This window comes from Alistipes sp. An54, assembly GCF_002159375.1.
Lineage (GTDB): Bacteria > Bacteroidota > Bacteroidia > Bacteroidales > Rikenellaceae > Alistipes > Alistipes megaguti.
Window position 1 is genome coordinate 497,507 of sequence record NZ_NFIA01000001.1, and the last position, 25,896, is coordinate 523,402.

Annotated in this window: 23 protein-coding genes and 1 tRNA gene; 13 read left to right on the plus strand and 11 right to left on the minus strand. The window is 58.3% G+C overall.

Annotated features, from left to right (window positions below; genetic code table 11):
• Nucleotides 1-2: 2 nt before the first annotated feature.
• The 3 genes from B5G09_RS01870 to B5G09_RS01880 all read right to left on the minus strand — a co-directional run bounded on the left by B5G09_RS01870 (nt 3) and on the right by B5G09_RS01880 (nt 6,101).
• Complete coding sequence (locus B5G09_RS01870) at nt 3-1,601, minus strand: RagB/SusD family nutrient uptake outer membrane protein (protein ID WP_087403780.1); 1,599 nt, start codon at nt 1,599-1,601, stop codon at nt 3-5.
• A gap of 12 nt (nt 1,602-1,613) precedes the next feature.
• Nucleotides 1,614-4,991 carry a TonB-dependent receptor gene (locus B5G09_RS01875; protein WP_087403781.1) on the minus strand — a complete coding sequence of 1,126 codons (3,378 nt, stop codon included), beginning with the start codon at nt 4,989-4,991 and terminating at the stop codon, nt 1,614-1,616.
• Between the two features lie 165 nt (nt 4,992-5,156).
• Nucleotides 5,157-6,101 (minus strand): FecR family protein, encoded by a 945-nt coding sequence (locus tag B5G09_RS01880; RefSeq protein ID WP_143256451.1) that lies wholly within the window; start codon nt 6,099-6,101, stop codon nt 5,157-5,159.
• A gap of 179 nt (nt 6,102-6,280) precedes the next feature.
• Between B5G09_RS01880 and B5G09_RS01885 the strand changes: the two genes are divergently transcribed.
• Complete coding sequence (locus tag B5G09_RS01885; protein ID WP_087403783.1) at nt 6,281-6,847, plus strand: RNA polymerase sigma-70 factor; 567 nt, start codon at nt 6,281-6,283, stop codon at nt 6,845-6,847.
• 268 nt (nt 6,848-7,115) lie between these two features.
• On the opposite strand, the gene B5G09_RS01890 is transcribed toward B5G09_RS01885, so the two are convergent.
• Both B5G09_RS01890 and uvrC read right to left on the minus strand, forming a co-directional pair.
• Nucleotides 7,116-7,202: transfer RNA gene (locus B5G09_RS01890), tRNA-Leu, on the minus strand.
• Between the two features lie 144 nt (nt 7,203-7,346).
• Entirely contained in the window at nt 7,347-9,176 is a 1,830-nt protein-coding gene (gene uvrC / locus B5G09_RS01895; RefSeq protein WP_087403784.1) for an excinuclease ABC subunit UvrC, read from the minus strand.
• 127 nt (nt 9,177-9,303) lie between these two features.
• Here uvrC and B5G09_RS01900 point away from each other — a divergent pair, with 127 nt between their 5' ends.
• Together B5G09_RS01900 and B5G09_RS01905 are read left to right on the plus strand one after the other, a co-directional pair.
• Nucleotides 9,304-10,257 carry a hypothetical protein gene (locus B5G09_RS01900; RefSeq protein WP_143256452.1) on the plus strand — a complete coding sequence of 318 codons (954 nt, stop codon included), beginning with the start codon at nt 9,304-9,306 and terminating at the stop codon, nt 10,255-10,257.
• Nucleotides 10,258-10,270: 13 nt separating this feature from the next.
• On the plus strand, nt 10,271-11,644 hold the full coding sequence (locus B5G09_RS01905) for a DUF5723 family protein (protein WP_087403786.1): 1,374 nt from the start codon (nt 10,271-10,273) through the stop codon (nt 11,642-11,644).
• Between the two features lie 455 nt (nt 11,645-12,099).
• Here B5G09_RS01905 and B5G09_RS01910 read toward each other — a convergent pair whose 3' ends face one another.
• On the minus strand, nt 12,100-12,894 hold the full coding sequence (locus B5G09_RS01910; RefSeq protein WP_087309388.1) for a patatin-like phospholipase family protein: 795 nt from the start codon (nt 12,892-12,894) through the stop codon (nt 12,100-12,102).
• Between the two features lie 96 nt (nt 12,895-12,990).
• A complete protein-coding gene (locus B5G09_RS01915; RefSeq protein WP_087403787.1) occupies nt 12,991-13,527 on the minus strand; it encodes a 5-formyltetrahydrofolate cyclo-ligase in 537 nt (178 codons plus the stop codon).
• Nucleotides 13,528-13,797: 270 nt separating this feature from the next.
• Here B5G09_RS01915 and B5G09_RS01920 point away from each other — a divergent pair, with 270 nt between their 5' ends.
• The 3 genes from B5G09_RS01920 to B5G09_RS01930 are packed head-to-tail and all read left to right on the plus strand — an operon-like array spanning nt 13,798 to nt 17,259.
• A complete protein-coding gene (locus tag B5G09_RS01920; RefSeq protein ID WP_087403788.1) occupies nt 13,798-14,493 on the plus strand; it encodes a succinate dehydrogenase cytochrome b subunit in 696 nt (231 codons plus the stop codon).
• A 39-nt stretch (nt 14,494-14,532) separates the two neighbouring features.
• On the plus strand, nt 14,533-16,479 hold the full coding sequence (locus tag B5G09_RS01925; protein WP_087309385.1) for a fumarate reductase/succinate dehydrogenase flavoprotein subunit: 1,947 nt from the start codon (nt 14,533-14,535) through the stop codon (nt 16,477-16,479).
• Nucleotides 16,480-16,515: 36 nt separating this feature from the next.
• Nucleotides 16,516-17,259: a succinate dehydrogenase/fumarate reductase iron-sulfur subunit gene (locus tag B5G09_RS01930; protein ID WP_087309384.1), complete on the plus strand. Its 744-nt coding sequence runs from the start codon at nt 16,516-16,518 to the stop codon at nt 17,257-17,259.
• A gap of 168 nt (nt 17,260-17,427) precedes the next feature.
• Here the strand turns inward: B5G09_RS01930 and B5G09_RS01935 are convergent, their stop codons facing one another.
• Genes B5G09_RS01935 through B5G09_RS01950 form a run of 4 tightly spaced genes read right to left on the minus strand, consistent with a single transcriptional unit; the run spans nt 17,428 to nt 19,909 of the window.
• A complete protein-coding gene (locus B5G09_RS01935; protein ID WP_087403789.1) occupies nt 17,428-17,934 on the minus strand; it encodes a DUF4252 domain-containing protein in 507 nt (168 codons plus the stop codon).
• A gap of 12 nt (nt 17,935-17,946) precedes the next feature.
• The gene (locus B5G09_RS01940) at nt 17,947-18,945 is read right to left on the minus strand and encodes a hypothetical protein (RefSeq protein ID WP_206384399.1); all 999 of its coding nucleotides are present in this window, start codon (nt 18,943-18,945) and stop codon (nt 17,947-17,949) included.
• A 27-nt stretch (nt 18,946-18,972) separates the two neighbouring features.
• A complete protein-coding gene (locus B5G09_RS01945; RefSeq protein ID WP_087403791.1) occupies nt 18,973-19,416 on the minus strand; it encodes a hypothetical protein in 444 nt (147 codons plus the stop codon).
• The gene (locus B5G09_RS01950) at nt 19,391-19,909 is read right to left on the minus strand and encodes an RNA polymerase sigma factor (protein ID WP_087403792.1); all 519 of its coding nucleotides are present in this window, start codon (nt 19,907-19,909) and stop codon (nt 19,391-19,393) included. The genes B5G09_RS01945 and B5G09_RS01950 overlap by 26 nt, the downstream gene beginning before the upstream one ends.
• Nucleotides 19,910-20,121: 212 nt before the next feature.
• Here B5G09_RS01950 and B5G09_RS01955 point away from each other — a divergent pair, with 212 nt between their 5' ends.
• The 7 genes from B5G09_RS01955 (at nt 20,122) to B5G09_RS01985 (ending at nt 25,637) form a co-directional block, all read left to right on the plus strand.
• The gene (locus tag B5G09_RS01955) at nt 20,122-20,601 is read left to right on the plus strand and encodes a PspC domain-containing protein (RefSeq protein WP_087309379.1); all 480 of its coding nucleotides are present in this window, start codon (nt 20,122-20,124) and stop codon (nt 20,599-20,601) included.
• Nucleotides 20,602-20,624: 23 nt separating this feature from the next.
• Nucleotides 20,625-20,837 (plus strand): PspC domain-containing protein, encoded by a 213-nt coding sequence (locus B5G09_RS01960; protein ID WP_087309510.1) that lies wholly within the window; start codon nt 20,625-20,627, stop codon nt 20,835-20,837.
• A gap of 3 nt (nt 20,838-20,840) precedes the next feature.
• On the plus strand, nt 20,841-21,182 hold the full coding sequence (locus B5G09_RS01965; RefSeq protein ID WP_087403793.1) for a PadR family transcriptional regulator: 342 nt from the start codon (nt 20,841-20,843) through the stop codon (nt 21,180-21,182).
• 24 nt (nt 21,183-21,206) lie between these two features.
• A complete protein-coding gene (locus B5G09_RS01970) occupies nt 21,207-22,070 on the plus strand; it encodes a DUF2807 domain-containing protein (protein ID WP_087403794.1) in 864 nt (287 codons plus the stop codon).
• Between the two features lie 57 nt (nt 22,071-22,127).
• A complete protein-coding gene (locus B5G09_RS01975; protein ID WP_087403795.1) occupies nt 22,128-23,447 on the plus strand; it encodes a PspC domain-containing protein in 1,320 nt (439 codons plus the stop codon).
• 140 nt (nt 23,448-23,587) lie between these two features.
• Nucleotides 23,588-24,568, plus strand: a complete 981-nt coding sequence (gene pfkA, locus B5G09_RS01980) for a 6-phosphofructokinase (protein ID WP_087309375.1) — start codon at nt 23,588-23,590, stop codon at nt 24,566-24,568.
• A 67-nt stretch (nt 24,569-24,635) separates the two neighbouring features.
• Entirely contained in the window at nt 24,636-25,637 is a 1,002-nt protein-coding gene (locus B5G09_RS01985) for an adenosine kinase (RefSeq protein ID WP_087309509.1), read from the plus strand.
• Nucleotides 25,638-25,896 lie beyond the last annotated feature (259 nt).

The window sequence follows — 25,896 nt, forward strand, 5'->3', positions numbered from 1 at the left end:
GATTATCGGATTGACGGGTTGCAGTCCCACCACAGACGGGTTGCCATATTGTCAGCGCCATCGAGCAGCTCCGAAACGGCATAAAGGACGTTTTCGTTGTTGGTGGTATATTCGTCGCTCGGATAGGGCATACGACGCGCCCCCAATTGCGAATCAACGACACCGAGACTCTTGTTGCCGTCGGCCGTAGCGGGAATCAGGTGCGGATACCCCGTGCGGCGGTAATCTGCCCACGCCTCGTTGCCGAGTCCCCAGTTGGCGATCCATTTCTGAATGATGATACGCTCCTGTTTTTCGTCGACGGAAGCCTCGTCATTCCAAGCTACGGTGACGGTCGAAAGTGTCTCTGCATAGGAGTTCGTGCCTGCCGGATCGACATAGACTTGAGGTACGTGCTCGGAATCGGCCAAATAGTCATCGACACCCGATACGCCCCACTGCTCAAATGACAATCGAACACCTTCGTTATATAGTTCCTCGGCAGTTGAAGAACCCATATCGAATCCGAAGACTGCTTTTGCTTCTGCTTTGAGGAAAGCCACTTCGGCGGCATTCATCCATACGATGGGAGATGCGATACCGACGTTGACTCCGGAATATTTGAATCCGACGCTCGTCGGCGGGATGACAATACCGCGGCGAATCCCGACATAGGGCTGTCCCTCCCACTCCGACGCAATGAAGTATTTCGCGCATCGCGGATCTGCATAACCGGCCATGTAGGCGGTGATATCGGCCGCCACATGCGTATCGCCACCCGTAGTGCTGCCATCATTGTTGTAGTTGACAGCCACCCAGATCGGGTTGCCGTCCGCACCGAACGAGGTCAGCTGCGCATTGTCGGCATTCGAAAGGATAACACCCACTTCGCTCTTCACAGCCTCTTCGGCCATACGACGCGCTTTGTCGGGATCAGCGTAGACAATGCGCATGGCCAGACGCAGCTTGAGCGAGTTGGCCAGTCGGCACCACCGCTCGGGATTGCCGCCGTAGATGTAATCGGCCTTGGGCGAGATGGCCTCGTTGCGGTGCGCGGTCAGCACCTCGATCGCATGGTCGAGCTCTTCGAAAAAGGCATCGTAGACCTCCTCCTGCGAATCGTAGGGCACCTGAATCTGACCGTTTTCACCGATCTTCGAGTAGGGAATCGGACCATAGGTATCCGTCACGCGGTGCATGGCCATGACCTTTATCACGTCGGCGATGGCCAGCACGATCGGGTCGTCGGTCACCTTCTTCAGCTGGCGCAGGTTCGAATAGAGCGTCGGAATGATCTCCTTGCTGCGCAAGAAGACGTTGGTCCAGTCGTCCGTCGGGTTGTAGTTGGCGATGGTGTTCGCCCAGCTTTGCTTGGTAGGAGCGTAGTAGCCTCCGACCGTACCGCCCAGCAGCACGTCGGTGAATTGCGCCGTGTTGACGTCGGTCGAAACGACCGTGCCGGCCAGCGACGTGAGAGTCGAACCGAGAATATAGCCGTCGGTCTGCATGTCCTCCTCCGAAGGCTCGTAAGGATGGGTGTTGATGTTGAGGTAGTTTTCCGTGCAAGCAGTTCCTGCGAGCACGATTATCGCTACGGCAATTTTCAATATGTTGGTTTTCATGGTCGTCGCTGATTAGAATTTGAGTCGGAGGTTGAAGCCGAAGCTACGCATCGAAGGCATCATGAAGTAGTCGATACCCTGATAGTAGTTTCCGGTGGTCGCGATTGATTCAGGATCGAACGGTGCCTTGTTGTAGATCATCCACAGGTTGCGCCCCACGAGCGAGAGGGTGATTTCGCAGACGTCGCCCAGCTTCTTTTTCGGGATGGTGTAGCCGATCGAGGCCTCCTGCAGACGGACGTTCGTGGCCGAATAGGTGTAGTACTGCGGCACGGAGTTGCCGCCACCAACTGCCGTATACCACTTGTTGGCATTGACCAGATCGTCGCCGTTGATCATCACGCCGCCCCGGTCACGGGCTGCAGCCGTAGCCTCGGATACGCCGTAGTAGTCCAGCATGGCCTGCGTACGCGAAAATACCACGCCGCCCAGACGGGCCGACACCATGAATCCGAAGTTGAAGTTGCCCCAGCGGAAGTCGTTACGCCATGCCATATTCGCGTCGGGCAGCACGCTGCCGAGTTTGATGTAGCTGTTCACGTCGGCGATCGGTTCGGTAGCGATCTCGCCCTTTTCGCTGGTGTAAATATCGCCGTTGCTGTCGCGTTTCAGATCGACGCGCGAATAGAAATCGCCCAGTGTACCGCCCTTGCGCAGGATGAAGCGGGCATCGCCCAGACCACCCATGTCAAGTTGGTCGACCGAAAAGTGTTCGCCGGTTTCGGGGTTGACCACATCGTTGGCCAGCGAGAGGATCTTGTTGCGGTTGACCGAGAGCGTGTAGTTGGTATCCCACGAGAACTTGCCCCACGTATTGTTATAGCCCAAAGCCAGCTCGACACCGCGGTTGCGCACGTCGCCTGACTGAATGGTCAGCGACGAGGATCCCGAACCGGTCGAAATCGTAGGTTCGAATGTCTGGTCCGACGTTTTCGTATCGTAGTAGGAAACGTCGAGGTTGAAGTGACGCAGGAAGCGCATCGTAAGACCAATCTCGAACGACTTCGTTCGCTCGGGTTTGAGGTTGTAGACCGGGAAGCGAGTCTGCGAGCTCCAGTTCAGACCGCTTTTGCTCCAGGTGAACTGCGGATTGGCCAGGTAGCGCTCGAAAGCGACACCGACCGAAGCGTACGAGCCGCGGATCTTGACGTACGAGAGATTCTCGGGCATGTTCGGGATGATCTGCGACAACACCACCGACAGGCCCACCGACGGATAGAAGAACGAGGTCTTGGTCGAGTGGGGGCCCGCCAGCTGCGAAGGCCAGTCGTTGCGGCCGGTCAAGGTCAGAAAGTAGGTGTTTTTATACCCGATTTCGGCCGATGCGAAGATCGACTGCGTCTGCTCGCGCCATCCGTCCTGCAGCCGTTCGGTCTTGGAGGTGTTGCTCAGGTTCTGTATATTGAAGACGTTGGCCAGCATGGGCTTTTCGTCGGTGACTACGCCGTCGGGAATCGGGCCGCGGTTCTTCATGGCATCGTAGCGCATATCCGAAATCGAAGCACCGACGTTGGCCTGCAGCGACCAGTCGTCGCCGAACGTCTTGTTGATGTTCACCAACACGTCGCCGTAGACCTGACGGTCTTCGGTCTTTGTAATGCCGTAAAGGCCGTTCTCCGAACCTTCGGTCAGCTGCGTGATGGTCGAAGCATAGAACTTCTCGGTATAGGCCGTGCTGCTGTTGTCGATGCGGATGCGGCCGGATACGTTGAGCCAGTCGAGAATGTCGTAGGAGAGCGATGCATTGAGCATGTAACGGTCCTTGCGATTCTCTCGCAGGTTGCGATAGTTGATCCAGTAGGGATTCTGCATCGCCAATCCGGCATCGCCTACGGGCCAGTATCGGACATATAGACGACGGGCAGCATCGTAGCGTTCGTACATTTTGATATCGGCCCAGTCGTTGCCGCGCGGGAAGAGGTAGGCACCGACCAGCGGGTTATTGTACAAACCCTGATTGGTCATGTTGCGGTCTTTCTGAATGATGTAACTGGCACCGACGTCCAATTTGAGTTTGTCATTGAGAAACGATGTCGTATTGCGGAACGTGAAGTTGTATCGGTCGTAGGTGTTGTTGGGAATCACGCCGCGCGAATTGACCGTTGCTGCGGAAAAGTAGGTCTGATTTTTCTCCGTGCCAGTCGAGACCGAAACGCTTTCCGTGCCGGTTACGCCGGTCTGGAAATAATCCTTGCGCGGGTCGTAGCCATATTTGTTGGCCGCATTGAGCAGATGCCCCCAACTCTGTACGATCGAACCTTCGCTCAAATAGATGTTGCCCGTTCCGTAGCGGTTCTGGAACTCGGGCAGGATGAATGGCGACGACACTTCGGTATTGCTCGATACGGTGATGGACGTATGTCCCGCCTTGCCGCGCTTGGTCGTCACGACGATCGCACCGTTGGCGGCATCCGAACCGTAGAGAGCCGCAGCGGCCGCACCGTTCAGCACCGACATCGACTCGATGTCCTCGGGGTTGATGTCGGCGATGGGATCGGTCGTACCCTGCGAGCCGAACTCCGTGCTGCCGTCGCGCGCGGTCGTATACATGGGTACGCCGTCGATGACGTAGAGCGCATTCGACGACTGGGTAATCGACTTCTGGCCGCGCATGACCACTTTCGAGGCACTGCCCACACCGCCGGCCGAAGCGTTGATCGTCAGACCGGCCACCTTGCCGTTCAGCGAGTTGATGAAGTTGACATCCTTGTTTGCGAGGATCGACTCGGAGTCGACCGACTGCACGTTGTAAGACAGCGCCTTTTCCGAGCGCTTGATGCCGAGAGCCGTCACAACAATGGCGTCGACATTGACCGTATCCTCTTTCAGCGTGATATCGATGGAGGTGCGGTTGTTCACGGCCACCTCGACAGGGGTGTAACCGAGATAATTGACGATCAGAATCAGCGGTTCGGCCGATCGGGGCAGCTGCAATTTGTAGCTGCCGTCGACATCGGTGGTCGTACCGATCGTCGTACCTTTTACGATGATGCTCGCGCCGATGACAGGCTGCTGCGAAACATCGGTTACGAATCCCGTAATCGTTGCGGGAGCCTTGCTATCGAACTTTTTCTGTGACAGCAGAATTTGAAGATCGTCGATCTTGTAGGAAATATTGAGATCTTTGAATACGATATCCAGCACCTCGTCAATGCGCTTATTCCGGATATCGACACTCACCTTCCGGGAGGTGTCCAAGTTCTTATAAAGGAACACATAATGCGACTGATTTTCAATCGCTTTCATCACTTGAGCCACGGTGGCGTCCTGCATTTTAAGCGTGATACCACTATCCTGCGCTCTTACAACGGTAACGCTCAGACTTAAAAGCAGGATGAATACTAGTTCAAACAGTTTTCCTATTTTTTGGGAGAACGCTGTTTTATTCATACTTTTGTGAAAAAATTTGGTAATTAGATTCGTGTGATTAGCTAAAGACATCCGATCTTTTTACCGGGCCTGCGAACTTCCACTTCGCAGGCTTTTTTGTCGGATGTCCGGAATTTTACGTTTCTGGATTCATCATAGGCAGTATGGATTAGGTTTACATTCGGATTATTTGATCGTTATCGTATTCTCCGCTTCATCTATCTCGTAATCGAAGTTCAACAAGGAGTGCAGCCACCTGAATGCATTGCCGACCCCAGCATTTATGCGGATCTTGCCGCCGATGCCGGCGGTCGAAGGCAAAGAGCTGCGTTTGATGACTACCCGGACGGCAAATGCCTGTTCCATCTTCTCCATCAGTTCGGCGAACGACAGCCCCGTAATGTCGAGCTGTCCGTTCAACCAGCACGGAGAATCGTAATCGTCGAGCTTGGACGTGTATAAATAGTTTCCGATGAGATCGACCTTTTCATTCGGTCTCATGACGATATTCGCCTGGCTTGGGTCCAGCCGGTTCGAAATCCGCACCGAACCCTCCATCAAGGTTATCGAGAACCGATGGTGCGCTTCGTTCGCATCGACGTTGAATTTCGTACCGAGCACCCGGACATCCGAAGCGAAAGTCTCCACAATAAACGGATGAGACTCATCGTGCGCGACTTCGAACATGGCTTCTCCGATCAATTTCACGCGCCGGACATCCTGTGCAAACAGAATCGGATATTCGAGTCGGGACTCGGAGTTCATCCATATATGGGTTCCGTCGGCCAGCGTAAGTTCCATACGTTGTCCCGCAGGTACGTAAATGGAGTGGTGCTTATCGGATAATTCGCCGATCGAATATCTGTTTGCGAAGAATCCGGCCCCTAAGGCAATCATGACTGCCGCAGCGATTTGCGTGGCCCAGCGACCGATTGTCCGCCACCTTACGAGCAGTCGCCGCTGAGTGGGCTGCATCTTGTCTCCGTAAAGTTTGACCGAGTCGAACAAGAACCGGGCCGTATCCATCTCTTTCTGGTTATTCGGGTCGGCAGAGAGCCACTCCGCAATTTGAGTCTCCTCTTCCGATGTCGTCATCCCGCTCAGGTATTTATGCAAAATTTCCGTTTCCACTCCGTTTTATTTAATATGTTTATTACATTTTTATTACAAAACACATAAACAGGGAAGTCTTACAGCGAAAAAACGCTTTTCGCATCAAATAAATTTATTTAATAATTTACAAAATTTATTTAAAAATTCAAATGCAATGCATGTGTCCAAAAAAAACTATCTTTGCATAAAATTTCGATTTGCAGCGCAACGGCTCTATATTCAATCCCGAGGATTTCGGAAAATTCTTTTCCGAAAACAACACACGTCTCATCGACATCGCGTTCTCCTACGTGCGGGATATGGATGCGGCGCAGGATATCGTTATGGACTGTTTTGTCCGCATTTGGCAGCGAAGAGGGGAGTTGGCGGACGAAACCAATATGCGCGGGTATGCCTACATGTGCGTACGCAACCGTTGCTTCTTATACTTGCGGCAGTTAAACAGCCACCGGCAACTTTCGCCCACCGACATACAACTCGTACAGTCTTCGATCAAGTCGTTGTCTTCGAACGATCTGTTCGACAAACTGCTCAGCAATGAGATTCTGGATATTTTCAGGACGGAACTGGACAAAATGCCGGCGCGTACACGCGAAATATTTCTCGCGAGCCGCATCGAACATCTGACCTATGCAGAGATTGCTGAGCGGTACGATATTTCAGTGCGGAGGGTCACATCGGAGATACAGTCGGCCCTGCAAATTCTGCGACACGCCCTAAAAGACTATCTGCCCCTGTGTCTGTTGTTTTTCTTCGGACAATAGCCATTCGTCCAACAAGCTACATCATTTACCGCCTCGCTTTTTCTGTCTTTTCCTACTGTACCGTTGTTCCTGTTGCCGCTCTTCGCAGGCTTGCATGTCGAATAGTGCCAGAATCGACCGGCCCGGATTCAAACTGCTGCAGAATATTACTTGTTAGCTCGATAATATAACCTTTCACAACACACATGTGTGGGGGGGGGAAATGTGGGGAAAACCGAAAAATAAAAATCGCTTAATTCGTCTGTATCAACAAATCAAGCGATTTTCCTGGTACCCGGAGCCGGGGTCGAACCGGCACGACATTGCTGTCATTGGTGTTTGAGACCAACGCGTCTACCGATTCCGCCATCCGGGCTGATTACCGCTTCTTGCGGCGAATCGGGTGGACAAAGATAGAAAAAATTCCTCGCTTCCAAGAATTTTCCGCCAATTATTTTCCCGCAGGCCCGTTTTCACAGCCGCTGCCGATGGAACGCCGCCGAAAGGCCGACATCGGGGATCACTTCCCGTTCTCGAAATAGTCCCGCACACGCCGGGCCCGCGCCGGACCGATCAGTGCCGACAACTCCTCGGGATTGGCCGCACGGACCTTCTCCACCGTACGGAAGTGGCGCAGCAGCGTCTCGATGGTCTTCGCCCCCACCCCTTCGATCTGCTCCAGTTCGCTGTGGATAAAGGCCTTGCTCCGCTTCTGGCGGTGGAACGTGATGGCGAAGCGGTGCACCTCGTCCTGGATACTCGTCAGAAAGTGAAACAGCGGCGAGGTGGGACGCAGCCCGACCAGCAGCGGCGGATAACCGCAATAGAGTTCCGCCGTACGGTGCCGGTCATCCTTGGCCAGGCCGGCGATCGGGATGTCGAGCTGCAGGGCCTCCAGCACCTCGTGAATCACCCCCATCTGCCCCTTGCCGCCATCGGCGATGATCAGGTCGGGCATCTCGCCCCCTTCGACCTGCAGCCGGCTGTACCGCCGGTAGACCACCTCGCGCATCGAGGCGTAGTCGTCCGGACCCTCCACCGTCTTGATGTTGAAGTGGCGGTACTCCTTGCGCGAGGGCTTTCCGTCGCGGAAGACCACACACGACGCCACGGGATGCGAACCCTGAAGATTCGAGTTGTCGAAGCACTCGATGTGACGCGGCGGACGATCGAGCCGCAACTCCTTCTGCAGGGCATTCATCAGCCGTTCGGTATGCCGTTCCGGATTGCGGATCTCGAGGTTCTTGAGCTGCTCGGCGCGGTAGATGCGGGCGCTCTTGCGCGAAAATTCCAGCAGGTCGAGCTTTTCGCCGCGTTTCGGCACGGTGAAGGTCACCCCGTCGAACAGCAGCGTCGTCGAGGGCAGAAACGGCACGATCACCTCCCGGGCCAACTCCCCGCCGGCCACATTCTCAACCATGTACTGAATGCCGAGCGTCAGCATGTCGCGTTCGTCGCCCTCGACGCCCGTCGAGAGCTTGACGGTCTGCACGCCCACCACCGAACCGTGGCGGATCCGCACGAAGTTGCACCACGCCACATCGTCGTCCGGCAGCAGCGAGAAGACATCCACGTCGACAATCCGCGCACTGACGATTACCGACTTGCCGGCGTAGTGGTCCAGCGCGTCGAGACGCTGCTTGTAGCGCTGCGCCTGTTCGAACTTCAGCTCGCCGGCCGCCCGCGTCATCTCCCCCTCGAGGTACTTGCGTACGGGGCGCAGGTCGCCCTTCAGCACCGAGATCACCATCTCCACCAGACGGTCGTACTCCTCCTCGCTCTGAGCCCCGATGCAGGGTCCCTTGCAGTTGCCGATGTGGTACTGCAGGCAGACCGAATAGCGGCCGCGGGCAATCTGTTCGGGCGAGAGGTTCAGCTTGCAGGTCCGCAGCGGGACCACCTCGCGAATGAACTCCAGCACGCTGTGCTGCATCATCACCGAGCCGTAGGGGCCGAAATACTGCGAACCGTCGCGCACGAGCTGCCGCGTGGACTGCACCCGCGGGAAGGGCTCGCGCCGCACGACAATCCACGGATAGGTCTTGTCGTCCTTCAACAGAATGTTGTAGCGCGGCTGGAGGGTCTTGATGAGCGAATTCTCCAGCAGCAGGGCGTCGGTTTCGCTGCCGACGACGATGTGGCGGATCTCGACGATCTGACGCACCAGCACCCGCACCTTGGCGCTGTGCTCCTTCGAATTGACGAAATACGACGAGACCCGCTTGCGCAGGCTCTTGGCCTTGCCCACATAGATGATCGTCCCCGTGCGGTCCACAAACTGATAGACCCCCGGCGACAGCGGGAGCAGGGCTACCTGCTCCTTCAGCGAGTTTTTGACCGTTTCGCTCATACCGACTGCAAATGTAACAAATATCCCACGAAAATGAAACCAAACAAAAACGGCCGACATATTGTTCATTTTAGCCGATTTATTTATCTTTGCGACTCGATCATCCATCAACTCGATAAATATAAATATGAGGAAACTCTTACTCTTGTGCGGGGTCTTTGCTACAGCTTGCGTCGACAACGACTACGACCTCGCAAACATCAACACCGACAACATCGCCATCGGTGACGAAACCTCGCGTTTCGAAGCTCCGCTGGCCAAAGTGTACGTCACCCTGGCTGACATCAACAGCAACGACCAGGTGCGTATCGACCAGATCTTCAACGAAGCCGACACGTGGCTTCCGACCCAACTGCCCGATACGGATGAAAACGGAGCCTATGCGGACGTCCAGCGTCTGCTCAACGACCTGACCTACGTCAACGACCGCCTGCTCCCGGATCTGCTCGACGAAATGAGCACCAACCCCAAGAAACTCGACGCCGTAGCCACGCTGCTGCAGCAGAACTACTATGACGATTTTGCCGGAGTCCTTCCGGGCGTCTCCCAGACGGAGTTCAAGGAGGCCTTCGTCGAGGCCTTCACCTCGAATGCCGTCCTGCGCGACGCACTGAGCCAGGAGGTCAAAAGCCTGGCCGGCAACTATCTGACAAACCTCGATGTCAACATGGACGACCTCTCCTACGAAATCGGGCACATCGACCTGAGCGACGAGGTGGTGAACATGCTCTGCGACAACCTTGACCCGGCCGAAACCCCCGATCCGAAGAATACGCTCCACCTGGCCGGCGAGATCGACAACCGGCTGCCCCTGACGCTGGAGATCGCCCCCAACTTCCTCAACACGCAGGTCTCGTTCTCGACGACGGTGCTGGCCAATTCACCCGAGAACGTACTGCCCGAGACGCGGCTTCTGGCCAACGACCTGCGGACGATCGTCCAGGATGCCCGGGTCGATATTCCCATCGTCATCCGAAAATACTATCCCGGCAAAGGCTTCGACAACGCCTCGGAGCAGCAGACCCAGATGCAGATCAACCTGTATCTGATCAAACGCGGCGCCCTGAAGTTCGACCTCTAAACAGCATCCCGTCATGAAAAAAACATACCTTCTTCTGGCATCGCTGCTTCTCACCACGGCACTTGCCGCCCAGAACCCCACGGCCTATTTCATGGAGGGTTCGACCTTCCGTTCGCAGTTCAACCCGGCCTTCGCCCCCTTACGCGGCTACATCAACCTGCCCGTCATCGGCGGCATGAATGTCAACATGTCCGGCAACATCGCCCTGGACAACATCCTCTACCCCCGCAACGGAAAACTCGTCACGCTGCTCGACAGCTCCGTATCGTCGGCCGAGGCTCTCGGAACCCTCCGCAAGAACAACCTCATGGGCCTCGACACGCGGATCAACCTCTTCGGAATCGGCAAGTTCACCCGCAACCACAAGAACTTCTGGTCGTTCGACATGTCGCTGCGCATCAACGAGGACATGAACCTGCCCAAATCGCTCTTCGAATTCCTCAAAGAGGGACGTGAAGGCACCATCTCCAACTTCGGGCTGGCCACCGAAGCCTATCTCGAAGCTGCCGTCAACTATTCGTTTCCGTTGCTGAACGACAAGCTCTACATCGGCGTCCGCGGCAAGTTACTGGCCGGAGCCGCCCGGGCCCAGGTCAACTACGACCAGTTCGACATCTCGCTCCAGCAGGACCGCTGGGCCGTCACCACGCGCGGCACGGTCAACGTCACGGCCGACGGCACCACCGTCACGCCGAATCCCGAAACCGGCACCTTCGAAATGAGCGACCTCAACTTCAAACCCCGCAAACCGGCCGGCTACGGCTTTGCCGTCGATCTGGGCGCCACGTACGACATCCTGCCCGGACTGCAGGCCTCACTGGCGGTCATCGACCTGGGATTCATCAAATGGAACAAGAACAGCACGGTCTCGGGCGTCTCGACCCAGCAGGCCGAGTTCGTCGGCGTCACGGTTCCCGACGACGGAACGGATCAGACCCCGGATTTCGATCTCGAAATGCTGAAATTCAACCAGGTGGAGAGCTCTGCAAACTCGAAGATGCTCCGGGCATCGATCAACGCCGGCGTCGAATACGAACTCTGGAACCACTGGGTCGGCTTCGGACTCTTCTACTCGATGCGCTTCTGGGAGTACAAAACGATGCACAACCTCACCGGATCGGTCAACTTCCATCCGGTGCGCTGGTTTACCCTCACGGGCAGCTACTCCGTGCTGGACAACCGCGGCAACGCCGTCGGTCTCGGACTGAACCTCTGCCCGGGATGGATCAACTTCTTTATCGCGACCGACATGCTGCTCACCAGGCACACCCCGCAGGGGATTCCCGTCATGCAGAGCTCCATGAACCTGACCCTCGGCATCGGCATTCCGCTCGGCAAGCGCAGCCACCGCATCGCCGCCTACGTCTGCGAAGGCGACCGCAAATAGGTTGCGAGCCTCCCCTTATCCGACAGACCTCCGAAGGAATGACTCCCTCGGAGGACTGTCGTTTTCTGTCTTGTCGGGCGGCAGCCATACGCGAAAAGGGCTCCCACGGGGAAGTCCAACCGGGTTTCTCTTTCCGAAAAAGCCGTGCAATTCGGTTTTTTGGACATTCCCGTACCACTTTCAGACAAAGCCGTTGCAGGTAAGGAAACTTTTTTTATCTTTGTGACGTGTGAACCCCGAAGCGGATCTCCGAAGCCGGCAGCCGCTCGGTCCCATGGCGACGGCCCCTCAAAAATCCATGTGAAGTTGCGTCACTAAGTTTATTGAATTCTTCAAAACAGGCCGTCGCTTTTTTTATACCCGGGGGAGGGGGGGGGAAAAAAAAAAGGCACCAACCGCGACAAAGGCCGCCCGATCTGCAAAACAGCAGATGACCGACAGATCCGGCCCTGCGCCTATTCCCCTTCACCGATCCGGGCCAACACCTCGCGAATCATCTTCCGTCCGGCGGCGACCAGCTCCTTCGCCCGGTAGAATTCAAACATACCGTAACTGTCGGCCGGCATCTGGGCCAGCACGTCGGGCCGGTAAAGCCGGCACATCAGCTGCGTGATGTGCTGCTGCATGATCTGCGACGAGGCAATCAGCACCTTATAATAATTGAACGAAGCATTGGCCCGGTGAATCGGATCGGCCCCGAACGGGGCGCTTACGTCCACGGCCACGAGCAGATCGCCCTCCTCGCGCCGGACCCGGTTCAGCGGAAGCGGGTTGACCGTTCCGCCGTCGACCAGCACCATGCCGTCGCGGTGGACCGGACGAAAGACCGACGGAATGGAGATCGAAGCCCGGATGGCGTCGTAAAGACCGCCGCGGTCGAGCACCACCTCGCGGCCCGTGAGCAGATCGGCCGCCACGGCCGCAAACGGAACCGGCATCTGCTCGATCTGCACGTCGGGGACCAGCTCCTGCATGGCATGAATCACCCGCTCGCCCTTGACCAGTCCCTCGGCACTGAGCGTAAAATCGACCAGTCCGAAGACCCGGTACTTGTCCAACGAACACATCCACTTCTTGAAGGCGTCGAGGTGTCCCGCAGCATACATGCCGCCGACCAAGGCCCCCATCGAGGTCCCGGCCACCGCCGCAATCTCATATCCCTGACTCTCCAGCTCTTCGATGGCGCCGATATGCGCCACACCCCTCGCACCACCTCCGGCAAGCGCCAGGGCCACACGTCTCTTTTTCATGGTTTTCGTATCATTCGCGGCCGGGAAAACCCGTTCCCGGCGAAATTAATTGCACACACTCCGGCAAAGTGTTCTTACTCCCTTCCGCCTCTCGCCTCAACGATCCGTCACAACCCGGTCCATGCGGATGTCGTGCGGTTCGGCAGGCAGGGCGTCGACCAGCTGGTGGGCAAAGCAGATGCCGATCTTCACGGCCCGGAACCCCGCCAGCGACAGATACTGGTCGTAATAGCCTCGTCCGCGTCCACAACGGAGTCCCCCGGCCGTAAAGGCCACACCGGGGACGAGCAGCAGATCGATCTCCTCGGGAGGGCACACGATGGCCGACGGCCCCGGTTCGAGAATGCCGAAGGCGCCGGGAAAGAGTGTCTGCGGATCGTACTCGAAAAAACGCATCGTCGTCCCCTCGACCCGCGGCACCACCAGCCGCTTGACGCTGCACCACCGGCTGAGGGCCTCCCGCATGTCGGGCTCGTCACGCATCGAACAGAAGAGCCCCACGGTCTGTGCCCGCGCAAATTCGGGCAGCGACTCCATGCGTTCGACAATCCGTGCCGATGCCGCGGCCCGCTCGGCAGCGTCCAATCCCCTGTTGAGTGTGCGCATCGCCCTGCGCAGTTCATTTTTAGTCATAAAACCCACCTTGTGTCGATAAAATTCCTGCCCGTTTCTATTGTTATTCCGCGAACAATGGCTATCTTTGCGGCGAACAATCCCGCGCCGAGACTCCTCGCCCGGAACTTCGCTCCGAACTCCGGATTCCGAACGTTCTGGCGTCATCTTTGCCGGGAAACCCGGGCCGAAACCCGACCCGAACCCATAAACGACACCACTGTCAGAAAAGCGGCCACACAACACGACGGGACACAAATCTTTAACAAAAATAACAAATTTCAAAACATTATGAGCTGTTTTCTATCTAATTCCTCGCTTGGCAAGAAGTTAGTAATGAGCGTGACGGGGTGCTTCCTCGTGCTCTTCATCCTCTTCCACATGTCGATGAACGTCACGGCAATCATCTCGCCGGAGGCTTACAATGCGGTCTGCGAGTTCCTCGGTGCCAACTGGTACGCCCTGGCCGGAACCGTCGTCCTGGCCCTCGGCGTGCTGATCCACTTCATCTACGCCATCATCCTCACCCTGCGCAACTACAAGGCCCGCGGCAAGCAGCGCTACGCCGTCACCGTGAAGGAGCCGGGCGTGGACTGGGCTTCGAAGAACATGCTCGTACTGGGTGTCATCGTCCTGGTCGGCCTGCTACTCCACCTGTTCAACTTCTGGTCGAAGATGCAGCTCGTCGAGATCATGGGGCAGCACACCAACTCGCTGGGTTACAGCCCTACGGACGGCGCCGCGCTGATCCGCTACACCTTCTCGCAGTGGTACTACGTGGTGATCTACCTCGTATGGTTCGTCGCCCTGTGGTTCCACCTCACCCACGGCGTTTGGTCGATGTTCCAGAGCGTGGGCTGGGCCAACGACACGTGGTATCCCCGTCTGAAGTGCATCGCCAACATCGTTGCGACGATCGTCTTCCTGGGCTTCGCCATCGTGGTACTCGTCTACTTCCTCTGCCCCTGCATGTCGGGCGCCTGCTGATCAATCCTGCTATTGTAGAACAATAAACATACAAACGATATGGCTTTAAAATTAGATGCTAAAATCCCTGCCGGACCGCTCGCCGAAAAATGGAGCAACCACAAGGCAGCTATCAAGGTCGTAAGCCCCGCCAACAAGCGCAAACTCGACATCATCGTCGTCGGAACCGGTCTGGGCGGTGCCTCCGCAGCCGCTTCGCTCGGCGAACTCGGCTACAACGTCAAGGTGTTCTGCATTCAGGATTCGCCCCGCCGCGCCCACTCGATTGCCGCTCAGGGCGGTATCAACGCGGCCAAGAACTACCAGAACGACAACGACTCGGTATACCGTCTCTTCTACGATACGATCAAGGGCGGCGACTACCGCGCCCGTGAGGCCAACGTCTACCGTCTGGCCGAGGTCTCGAACCTGATCATCGACCAGTGTGTCGCCCAGGGTGTCCCCTTCGCCCGCGAATACGGCGGTCTGCTGGCCAACCGTTCGTTCGGCGGCGCCCAGGTTTCGCGTACCTTCTACGCCCGCGGCCAGACCGGTCAGCAGCTCCTGCTGGGTGCCTACGCCGCCCTGAACAAGGAGATCGCCGCCGGCTCGGTGAAGAGCTACCCGCGTCACGAGATGCTCGACATCGTCATCGAGGACGGTGAGGCCCGCGGTATCATCGCCCGCAACCTCATAACGGGTGAGATCGAGCGCCACGGAGCACACGCCGTCGTACTCGCAACGGGCGGCTACGGAAACGTCTTCTTCCTCTCGACCAACGCCATGGCCTCGAACGGTTCGGCCGCCTTCCAGTGCTACCGCAAGGGCGCCGGCTTCGCAAACCCCTGCTTCACGCAGATCCACCCGACGTGTATCCCCGTTCACGGCGACCAGCAGTCGAAACTGACGCTGATGTCCGAGTCGCTGCGCAACGACGGCCGTATCTGGGTTCCGAAGAAACTCGAGGATGTCAAGGCCCTGCGCGCCGGCAAGAAGAAGCCGTCGGATATCGCCGAAGAGGATCGCGACTACTATCTGGAGCGCCGCTACCCGGCCTTCGGTAACCTCGTGCCGCGTGACGTGGCCTCGCGTGCCGCCAAGGAGCGCTGCGATGCCGGTTACGGTGTGAACGAGACCGGTCTGGCCGTCTTCCTTGACTTCAAGACCGCCATCGAGCGTCTGGGCAAGGACCGCATCAAGCAGCGTTACGGCAACCTCTTCGACATGTACGAGGAGATCACCGACGTGAATCCCTACGAGCAGCCGATGCAGATCTTCCCCGCCGTACACTATACGATGGGCGGTATCTGGGTCGATTACAACCTGATGACCACGATCCCGGGTCTGTACGCCATCGGCGAGGCCAACTTCTCGGATCACGGCGCCAACCGTCTGGGAGCATCGGCCCTGATGCAGGGTCTGGCCGACGGTTACTTCGTGCTGCCCTACACCATCGGCGACTACCTCTCGCACAAGATCCAGGCCCCGAAGGTCAACACCAACACCAAGGCCTTTGACGAGGCCGAGAAGGGCGTGCGTGAAAAGATCGCCAAACTGCTCTCGATCAACGGAAAACAGTCGGTGGACGACATCCACAAGCGTCTCGGCCACATCATGTGGGAGAACGTCGGCATGGCCCGTACGAAGGAGTCGCTCGAGAAGGCCATCACCGAGATTCAGGCCCTGCGCAAGGAGTTCTGGAAGGATGTCCGCGTCGTAGGCCGCGAGAACGACTTCAACGTCGAGTTGGAGAAGGCGCTGCGTCTGGCCGACTTCCTCGAGCTGGGCGAACTGATGGCCCGCGACGCCCTGCAGCGTGAGGAGTCCTGCGGCGGTCACTTCCGCGTCGAGCACCAGACCGAAGAGGGCGAAGCCAAGCGTGATGACGAACACTTCACGTTTGCCGCCGTCTGGGAGTACAAGGGCATGGACCAGGTTCCGGAGATGACCAAGGAGCCGCTGAACTTCGAGTTCGTACACCCCGCACAGCGCAACTACAAGGACTAAGCTCATTTTGACGTTGAACTTTAAGATCGAAAAACAATGAATTTTACTTTAAAGATATGGCGTCAAAAGGACGCTAAATCCAAAGGAGCGTTCGAAACCTACAAGGTGTCCAACATCTCGGAAGACACCTCGTTCCTCGAGATGCTCGACATCCTGAACAACGACCTCGTACACCAGGGCAAGGAGCCCGTGGCTTTCGACCACGACTGCCGCGAGGGTATCTGCGGCATGTGCTCGCTGCACATCGACGGCCAGGCTCACGGCCCCAGCCAGGGCGCCACGACCTGCCAGATCTACATGCGCAAGTTCAAGGACGGAGCCACGATCACCGTCGAGCCGTGGCGTTCAGCCGCCTTCCCCGTGATCAAGGACCTGGTGGTCAATCGCTCGGCCTATGACCAGATTCTGCAGGCCGGAGGTTTCATCTCCGTGCGCACGAACTCGGTGCCCGATGCCAACGCCATCCTGATCCCGAAGGAGGATGCCGACGAGGCAATGGATGCCGCCGCCTGCATCGGTTGCGGAGCCTGCGCCGCCACCTGCAAGAACGGTTCGGCCATGCTGTTCGTCGCAGCCCGCGTCTCGTCGCTGGCCAAGCTGCCGCAGGGTCGTGTCGAGGCTGCCCGCCGTGCCAAGGCGATGGTCGCCAAGATGGACGAGCTGGGATTCGGCAACTGCACCAACACCGGTGCCTGCCAGGCCGAGTGCCCGAAGCAGATCTCCATTACGCATATCGCCCGCCTGAACCGCGAGTTCCTCTCGGCCAAGTTCAAGGACTAAGCAGCGCGATCTGCGTCTCACGAAAAATCCCCGGACTCTACGTTCCGGGGATTTTTTATATACCACAAGCGGCGGGCGATCTGCGTAAACGCAACTCGTATAGACAATTTTTCTCCCAACTATCCTTTAAAAAGGAGGTGTCGGCACCGCTGACCGCCCCGCGCGCGGCTATCGGCCCTCCGGAGAGTCGGACGGGCGTTTCGGGCGGATGGTCGACAGACGCGAAACCTGCTTCAGATCGAAGCGGCCGTAGATATTCACCGCCACCGTCTCGCGCGGCCCTGAGGTCAGCATCACCAACTCCGAATAGCCGGGCGGCACGGCACTCCGCAGGTAAAAACGGGTCACCTGCCCGTCGCGGCTCTCCGACATGACCGGCTGAAAACGGTAGCTTGCATGGTTGACCAGGGCCTCGGCATCCGCAACAAACTGACCACCGTCGCCCCCGTCCAGCGCCACGATGCGGATGGATTCGATGCCATTGAGCAGCTGAGCCAGCTTCTCGTCACCCCGTTCGGCGGCCTGACGGCTCATCATGCGCATCATTTTGCGCTCCAGCTGTACGCTGGAAAATCCCGGGCTCTTCGCGTAACGATCGAAGAAGCGCCACGATACGTTCTGTGCCCCGCACAGCAGGGGCAGAACGATCAACAGCAACAACAGAATCCGTTTCATGACACCCGCTCCTTACATGTCTATGCAAAAACCGATCGACAGCGGACAGAGCTCCGGACCGACATGCGACTCAAAGAGCGGAGTCACGCTGTAGCGCACGTAAACACCGACGGTGTGATAGGCAATGGCCGCCCCTACGCCGAAACGGAAGGCATTCACCCCCGCCAGCGAATTTTTCACCTTGGGGCGCTTGTAGATGGCATTGGCTCCCATCGTAAAGTCGAAGTAACCGGTCAGGGCCACCGACAGATTCCGCGCGGCGCGGCACGAAAAGGTCAGCGGAATTCCCAGCGACGTGACGCGGAGTTTCGATTTGTCGGCCGGCTCGTCGAGCGCAACGGGGACGACCGTTCCGGCCTCGTTTCCGAGCGTGACCGAGGTGTCCGACAGGCGGTAGTTGTCGATCGTATAGCGCAGACCGGTCGAGAAGCGGAAGAGCCGCCGGCGCCCCATCTCGACGTTCAATCCGATGAGGGTCGAGGAGAGGTGGAACGATTTGCCGCTGCGCAGATCGAAGAAGCCCGCCTCGCCCGCAGGGTAGGCGCCGTAGCCGAGGCCCGTCGGGATGATGAAGCCGTACTCCGAGCCGGAGAGCAGCGTCGGCGAGACCCGTGACCGCGGTTTATCGGGATCGGCAGGACGCAGCCACTCGTCCGGGGAGCCCGAAAGCGTGATGCCGAAGCCGGCCACCTCGAGCACCACCTCCCCATCGTCGGACGAAGACCGCAACACGGCAAGCTGCGTTTCGACCGGTTCGAAGCGTGCAAGGCTGTCGCGACGGTCGACCGACAGCGAATCAGCCGTCGCCGTCATCCGTACGACCGTTTGGCAGTCATCCGATCGCCAGGCGGCAATTGCGGAATCGGTCGCCGGACGTTTCGTCCTGTCCGACGCCATCATCTGTCGGGCAACCGGCCGCCGGGTCGAATCGTCGAATGTCCGGCCCGCAACCGGGCCGATCGAAGCCACGGTCCATACGAGAACCGCAGCCGGAAGGAGCTTGTATCGCATATTCATATCCAGGTTTGATTACGGGTTTCACTTCTGATCGTCCATCCACACGTCGAGCAGCCGGTCCGGGGCATCGAGTGCCGCGAAGGCGTCGAAATAGGCCGTCGTCTGCAGGGCCTCCTCCCGGTCGTAGACCGGCCGGCCGTCGATGTAGCAGTAGGGTTTGCGCAGCACGCCCGCCCCGAGGATGACACCCAGCGCCACCACAGCGGCAGCCGCGATCGTCCAGCGGACCGCCATCCGACGCCGGCGCGACCCTCCCGGTGCCGGAAGGCGCGACGCCGCCGACTCGGGCATTCGCTCCGCGGCCAATGCATCGAAGCCCTCGAACAGCAGCGAAAGATCGCGCTGCGATGCGGCACTCCCCTCCTCACGGAGCCATTCGCGCAGTTCGCGCTCCTCGGCCTCCGAGGTCCGGGCCTCGGTCCAGCGACCGGCCAGTTGCTCAATGCGTTTTTGTCGTTCGTTCATCGTTCATCAGTTTTTGCAGAATTCCACGAAGGGCCACCCGCCCCCGCGAAAGAATCACCCGCACCTGCGCCTCGTCGCAGCCGATCACCTCGGCAATCTCACACGTCCGGAAACCCTCGATCTCCTTCAGGTGGATCACCTCGCGCTGCCGCTCGGGCAGCGAGGCCATGGCCCGCCGCACCACCTCGCGAGCCTCCCAACGCTGCACGACGGACTCCGTCACCCGCTCCGAAGAGGCCTTCACCTGCGCCAACCGCCGCACGTCGGCCTGACGCCGGCGCAACAGATCACAGCAGCGGTTGCGAACGGCCGTCATCACGAAAGCCCCGACGTGCTGCGGCAGCTCCATCCGCCCGCGGTCGCGCCACATCCGCTCCAGCAGATCGTGGACCACATCCTCCGCCTCGGCCGACGAGAGCACCAGACTCTGCGCATAGCGGAACATACGGTCGCGGAGCGGCATGACCAAACGGATGAATTCGGATTCCTTCATGATACCTGTTAGACGAACTCGACGGGCAAAACGCAACATTGGAAGTCCAAATATCGCTATTTTTCCATCAAAACAGGACCCGAACAACCCCTTAAGCAGAAAAAATTCAAAAAAACAGGTACTTTGTATTGCATAATACTAAAACATGTTTTATATTTGCAGTACCAAAATAGTAAAACCTGCAAAATCATCCGGCAAAAGCCGTATCGATCATGAAAGAGACCATCCACGTAAACATCGGCTCCATGGCCTTCACCCTCGACGAGGATGCCTACCGGGTTTTGGACCGTTACTTCGCCGACATCCGCAGCCGGCTGCCCGAAGAGGACACCGAAACGATGGCCGACATCGAGAGCCGTGTGGCGGAAATCTTCCGCGAACGGGTCTCATCGCCCATGCGCGTCATCTCGCTCGAGGTGGTTCGCGCCACGATGGCCCAGATGGGTTCACCGGCCGACTTCGGCGAGCCACGCACCCCGACCGGCGACACCGGCAAAGCTGCCGTGAGACACCTCTACCGCTCGCGCAGCAACCGTTCGATTGCCGGCATCTGCGGCGGCCTGGCCGACTTTTTCGATGCCGATGCGACGATGATCCGGCTGTTGACACTGCTGCTGGTTCTCTTCGGCGGACTCTCGATCTGGGCCTACATCATCCTCTGGATCGTCATTCCCGAAGAGCCGCTCCGCTAATTACCCGAAAAACCGAAAACATGATGACCGCAAATCAAAAACGCCACCTGTACCGATCCCGCAACGAACGCATCATCGCCGGCATCTGCGGAGGCCTGGCCGACTACTTCGGCCTGAAGGTCTTCAACGTCCGTCTGGCCCTGTTGCTGCTGATCCTCTTCGCGGGACTCTCGCTCTGGGTCTACATCATCCTCTGGCTGATCGTGCCCCTGGAGCCCAACCGTCAAACGCTCTGAACCATGGCTGAAGACAACGTCAAGGCGCAAATGCGCAAGGGAATCCTGGAGTACTGCATCCTCGCCATCCTCTCCCGCGGGGATTCGTATGCTCCGAAGATCATCGCCGAACTCAAACAGGCCGAGATGATCGTCGTCGAGGGTACGCTCTACCCGATCCTCACCCGGCAGAAAAATGCCGGACTGCTCACCTATCGCTGGGAAGAGTCGCCGCAGGGCCCTCCCCGCAAATACTACTCCCTCACGCCCAAGGGTGAAGCCTATCTGTGCTCGCTCGACCAGGCCTGGGAGGAGCTCGTCGGGCAGATCCGCCGAATCCGACACGGCATCGACAACAACGAATAACCCTCTCCCCAAAAAACGAAAATCATGAAGAAATTTCTTTGGATAATCCCGATCCTTGCCGTAGTGGCTGCCGCCTGTCTCGCCAGCCTGATCTGCTTCGCCAAGTCCCTGTCGGACAATCGCATCATCAAGGCCAGCGGAAACATCGTCACGAAGGAGATCCCGATCCCCGAATTCAACGCCATCAACACTTCGCGCGCCGTGAAGGTCGTCCTCACGGAGCAGGGCGACAAGATCCGCATCGATGCCGACGAGAACCTGATGGCCTGGGTCGTCGTGGAGCCCGAAGATGGCGAACTACAGGTGACGATCGACCGACAGATCAAATCGATCAACAACTCCCACGTCACGGTGACGATCCCCGTTCAGGGACGCACGTTCCGCTCCCTGAGAGCCTCGAGCGCCGCCAAAATCCGGGGCAAGGAGGTCGAACTGAAGGGGGCGGATCTGCTGGTCAAAGCCTCGAGCGCCGCCAAAATCGAGACCTCGGTCAAGGCCGGCTCGTGCAGCATCGACGCTTCGAGCGCCGCTGACATCGATCTGACGGTCAAGGCCGCCACGTGCAACATCGAGGCATCGAGTGCCGCCAGTGTCCGCGCCGATATCCAATCGAAGTCGTGCACGGCCGACGCCTCGAGTGCCGCCGGAATCACGCTCAAGGGCCTCACGGAGTACTTCGAGAGCGGAAGCAGTTCGGCCGGCAAGGTCAATGCCTCGGAGCTGACCGCACAGCGGGCCGACGTCACGGCCTCGAGCGGTTCGAAAACCTTGGTGAACTGCACCGAAAGCCTCAAAGCCTCGGCCTCGAGCGGCGCCGGAATCCGCTACACGGGCGACTGCCAGGTCGAAACCTCGGAATCGAGCGGCGGCAGCATCCGCAGAAAATAAGGGGCCGGCATCCGTAAAAATATCCGCTAACAACCCATCCGCACACAAGCCAAAGTCATGAAAGAAGTCAAGAAATGCAGCATCTCGGGCGTGGCCTTCACCATGGACGTCGATGCCTATGAGGCCCTGGACGCCTACCTCGAAAGCCTCAAGAAGAGCTATCAGGATACACCCGACGGCGCGGAGATCGTCGCCGACATCGAAGCCCGCATCGCCGAACTGATCCTCTCGGCGCAGGACAACACCCGTGTGGTCGAAAAATCGCTCATCCTGGACATCATCGCCCAGATGGGCTCGGCCGAGGACATCTCCGACGAGAGTTCGGACCGCGACCTGCAGTACGAAACCCCGCGCATCCCGCGCCGCCTCTACCGCGATACGGCCAATGCCAAACTCGGAGGTGTCTGCGCCGGCATCGGCAAATATTTCGACATCGATCCGGTCTGGGTACGACTGGTCCTCTTCCTGCCGATGCTGCTGAGCTGTCTGGGCGGCATTCCGTTCCTCTACTGGTTCGGTCCGCTGTTCGGCAACCTCTTCGGCATCTTCCTGATCTGCTACTTCATCATGTGGTTTGCCGTCCCGGCCGCCCGCACCGCCCGCCAGAAACTCGAAATGAACGGCGAACGGATCACCGCCCAGTCCATCAGCGAGGTCACCGCCGCTTCGGCCAACAACGATCCCGATGCCAAAGCCAAACCGATCGTCGCCGAAGCCGTCTCGATGTTCGGCAAGATCGTGCTGATCCTGCTGAAGATCTTCGCCGGAATCCTCGTCTTCGGACTCATCATGGGAGCCTGCGCCCTGGTCATCGGGCTCTTCGCCCTGCTGATCGGAGGCCCGGAGCTGCTGCAGGGCAAACTGGCCGACTTCTCGCTCTGGGTTCCGATTCTGGGAATCTTCATCGTCCTGATTCCGGTCACCCTGATGATCTACGTGCTGATGTGCCTGATCGCCTCGCGCAAACCCAGCGCAAAGAGCGTGCTGATCATCTTCCTGGCGTGGATCGTCTCGATCATCGCCTGCTCGGTGATCGCCATCCGCGAAAACGCCAGCGGCAAGATCCGCCAGAAAAAAGCCGCCGTCGAACAGATCTTCCGCAGCCCGCTGATCATCAACGGCGACACCACGACGCTCGAACAACTGCTCGAGGATTACGACGAGGAGAGCGTCATCGAGGAGGGACGCCAGCTGCTGCACATCGCCGTGCCCTCGCAGTCGATCGACATTACGGTCAACAAGAACGAGGGCGAACTGAAGGTCAACGCCGACGGCCGGGAGGTTCTGATCCGTGCCGGCCAACAGACCGGCGAAACGGAGGAGGGCCCGGCGGCCGACTCGACACGAAAGAAACTCCCGGCATCCGAGACGAGATAATCTGCCACACAATCCGCCACACAAGGGAGAAGAGCCGCCCCGACGGGTCGCTTTTCTCCCTTCAATTTTGACTGCATCTTTGAAAAATAGTGAAAAAATAACTACCTTTGACCGGTTTTGTTTTACAAACAAGTGAGAGTATGGGAGGTAACAAATGTATCGGCATTCTGACCTCCGGAGGCGATGCCCCCGGCATGAATGCCGCAATTCGGGCCGTGACGCGCAGCGCCATCTACAACGGCTTTGCCGTGAAGGGTATCATGCGCGGATACAAGGGTTTGGTCTTCAACGAAATCGTTGAGTTCAAATCGCAGAGTGTCAGCAACATCATCCAGATGGGCGGAACGATCCTCAAGACGGCCCGCTGCAAGGAGTTCATGACCGCCGAAGGCCGCAAGATGGCCTACGACAACATGGTGGCCGCAGGAATCGACACGCTGGTGGTGATCGGCGGCGACGGCTCGCTGACCGGTGCCACCATCTTCGCCGAAGAGTACAACGTCCCGATCGTCGGTCTCCCCGGCACGATCGACAACGATCTGGGCGGCACCGACTCGACCATCGGCTATGACACGGCCCTGAACACCATCATGCAGGCCGTCGACAAACTGCGCGATACGGCCTCGAGCCACGAACGCCTCTTCTTCGTCGAGGTCATGGGCCACACGGCCGGCTATCTGGCCCTGAACAGCGCCATCGCCACCGGTTCAGAAGCGGCCATCATCCCCGAAATGGAGACCGAGGTCGACCAGCTGGCCGAACTCATCAACCACGGATTCCGCAAAAGCAAAAACTCGGCCATCGTCATCGTCGCCGAAAACCCCAAGACGGGTGGCGCCACGGCCCTGGCCGAACGTGTCAAGAAGGAGTTCCCGCAGTACGACGCCCGCGTCACGATCCTGGGCCACATCCAACGCGGAGGTTCGCCGACGGCCGTCGACCGCATCCTCGCCTCGCGTATGGGCGAAGCCGCCATCGAGGCCATCCTCGACGGTCAGCGCAACGTGATGATCGGTACGATGAACGGCAAGATCGTCTACGTCCCCTTCGCCAAGGCCATCAAGCACAACAAGGGGATCGATCGCAGCGATCTGGATCTGGTAAAAATTCTTTCGATCTAATCCGGGCCGGCGTGCGGCCCCGCAACTCAAACCCATGAACTTCAACGAGAGACCCGAACACCGGCGCATCAAGCGCGTCATCGGAATCGGCAATGCCCTCACGGACATGCTGGTCAACCTGAAAACCGACTCCGTACTGGGACGGTTCAAACTGGCCAAAGGCTCGATGAGTCTGGTGGACACCCGTCTGCAGACCGAAATCTCGAAATCGGTCGCCGGACTTCCCTACTCGCTTTCGCTCGGAGGCTCGGCCGGAAACACCATCCGCGCCATGGCCCAACTGGGTTGCAGCGTGGGGTTCATCGGCAAGGTGGGCCCCGACACCACGGGCGACTTCTTCGTGCAGGCGCTGGAGAATCTGGGCATCGAACCGATCATCTTCCGTGGACAGGAGCGTTCGGGCAAATGCGTGTCGCTGATCTCGGCCGACGGTGAGCGGACGATGATCACCCATTTGGGTGCGGCACTGGAGCTCTCGGCCGAAGAGATCGAACCGACGATCTTCGACGGCTACGACTGCCTCTATGTCGAGGGCTACCTGGTCCAGAACCACGACCTGATCCTCAAGGCCGCCCGCACGGCCAAGGAGTGCGGGCTGAAGGTGGCCATCGACCTGGCCAGCTTCAACATCGTGGCCGAGAACCTCGAGTTCCTCCGCACGCTGGTCCACGAACACGTCGATATCGTCTTCGCCAACGAGGAGGAGGCCAAGACCTTCACCTGCGAGGCCGAACCGCTCAACGCCCTGCAGCAGATCTCGGAGATGTGCGAACTGGCCGTCGTGAAGATCGGCACCAAAGGGGCGATGATCAAACAGGGCGACGAGGTGGTCCACGTGGGCATCATGGCCGCGGCCAAGCGGGTCGACACGACGGGTGCCGGCGACTTCTATGCCGCCGGATTCCTCGCGGGACTCTGCGACGGGCTTTCGCTCCGACAGTGCGGCACGATCGGTGCCATCACGGCCGGCAAGGTGATCGAAGTCGTGGGCACGACCTTCGGCGAAGAGGCCTGGGAGGAGATCTACCAGCTGGTCAACAAGGTCAAGCACGAAAAATACCTCTTCTGACCCGTACGCATCATTCATAACCCGCTACCAAAATGACAATAAATCTCGATATGACGGGGTTTATTGTCATTTTCAATCTTTCGCGCGATGGAGAAAATATGGAGTTCTCTCAAAATCCAGTTCAGGAACCGATTCGATTTCATCCTCTACGGCCAACGAATCGGATACATCAATATTTTCACCATACTCATCGATTTTTTCATTCTACTGTATTCAATTTTTGATTACAGGAACCTGATTCACGTCGACAGTATTGCCC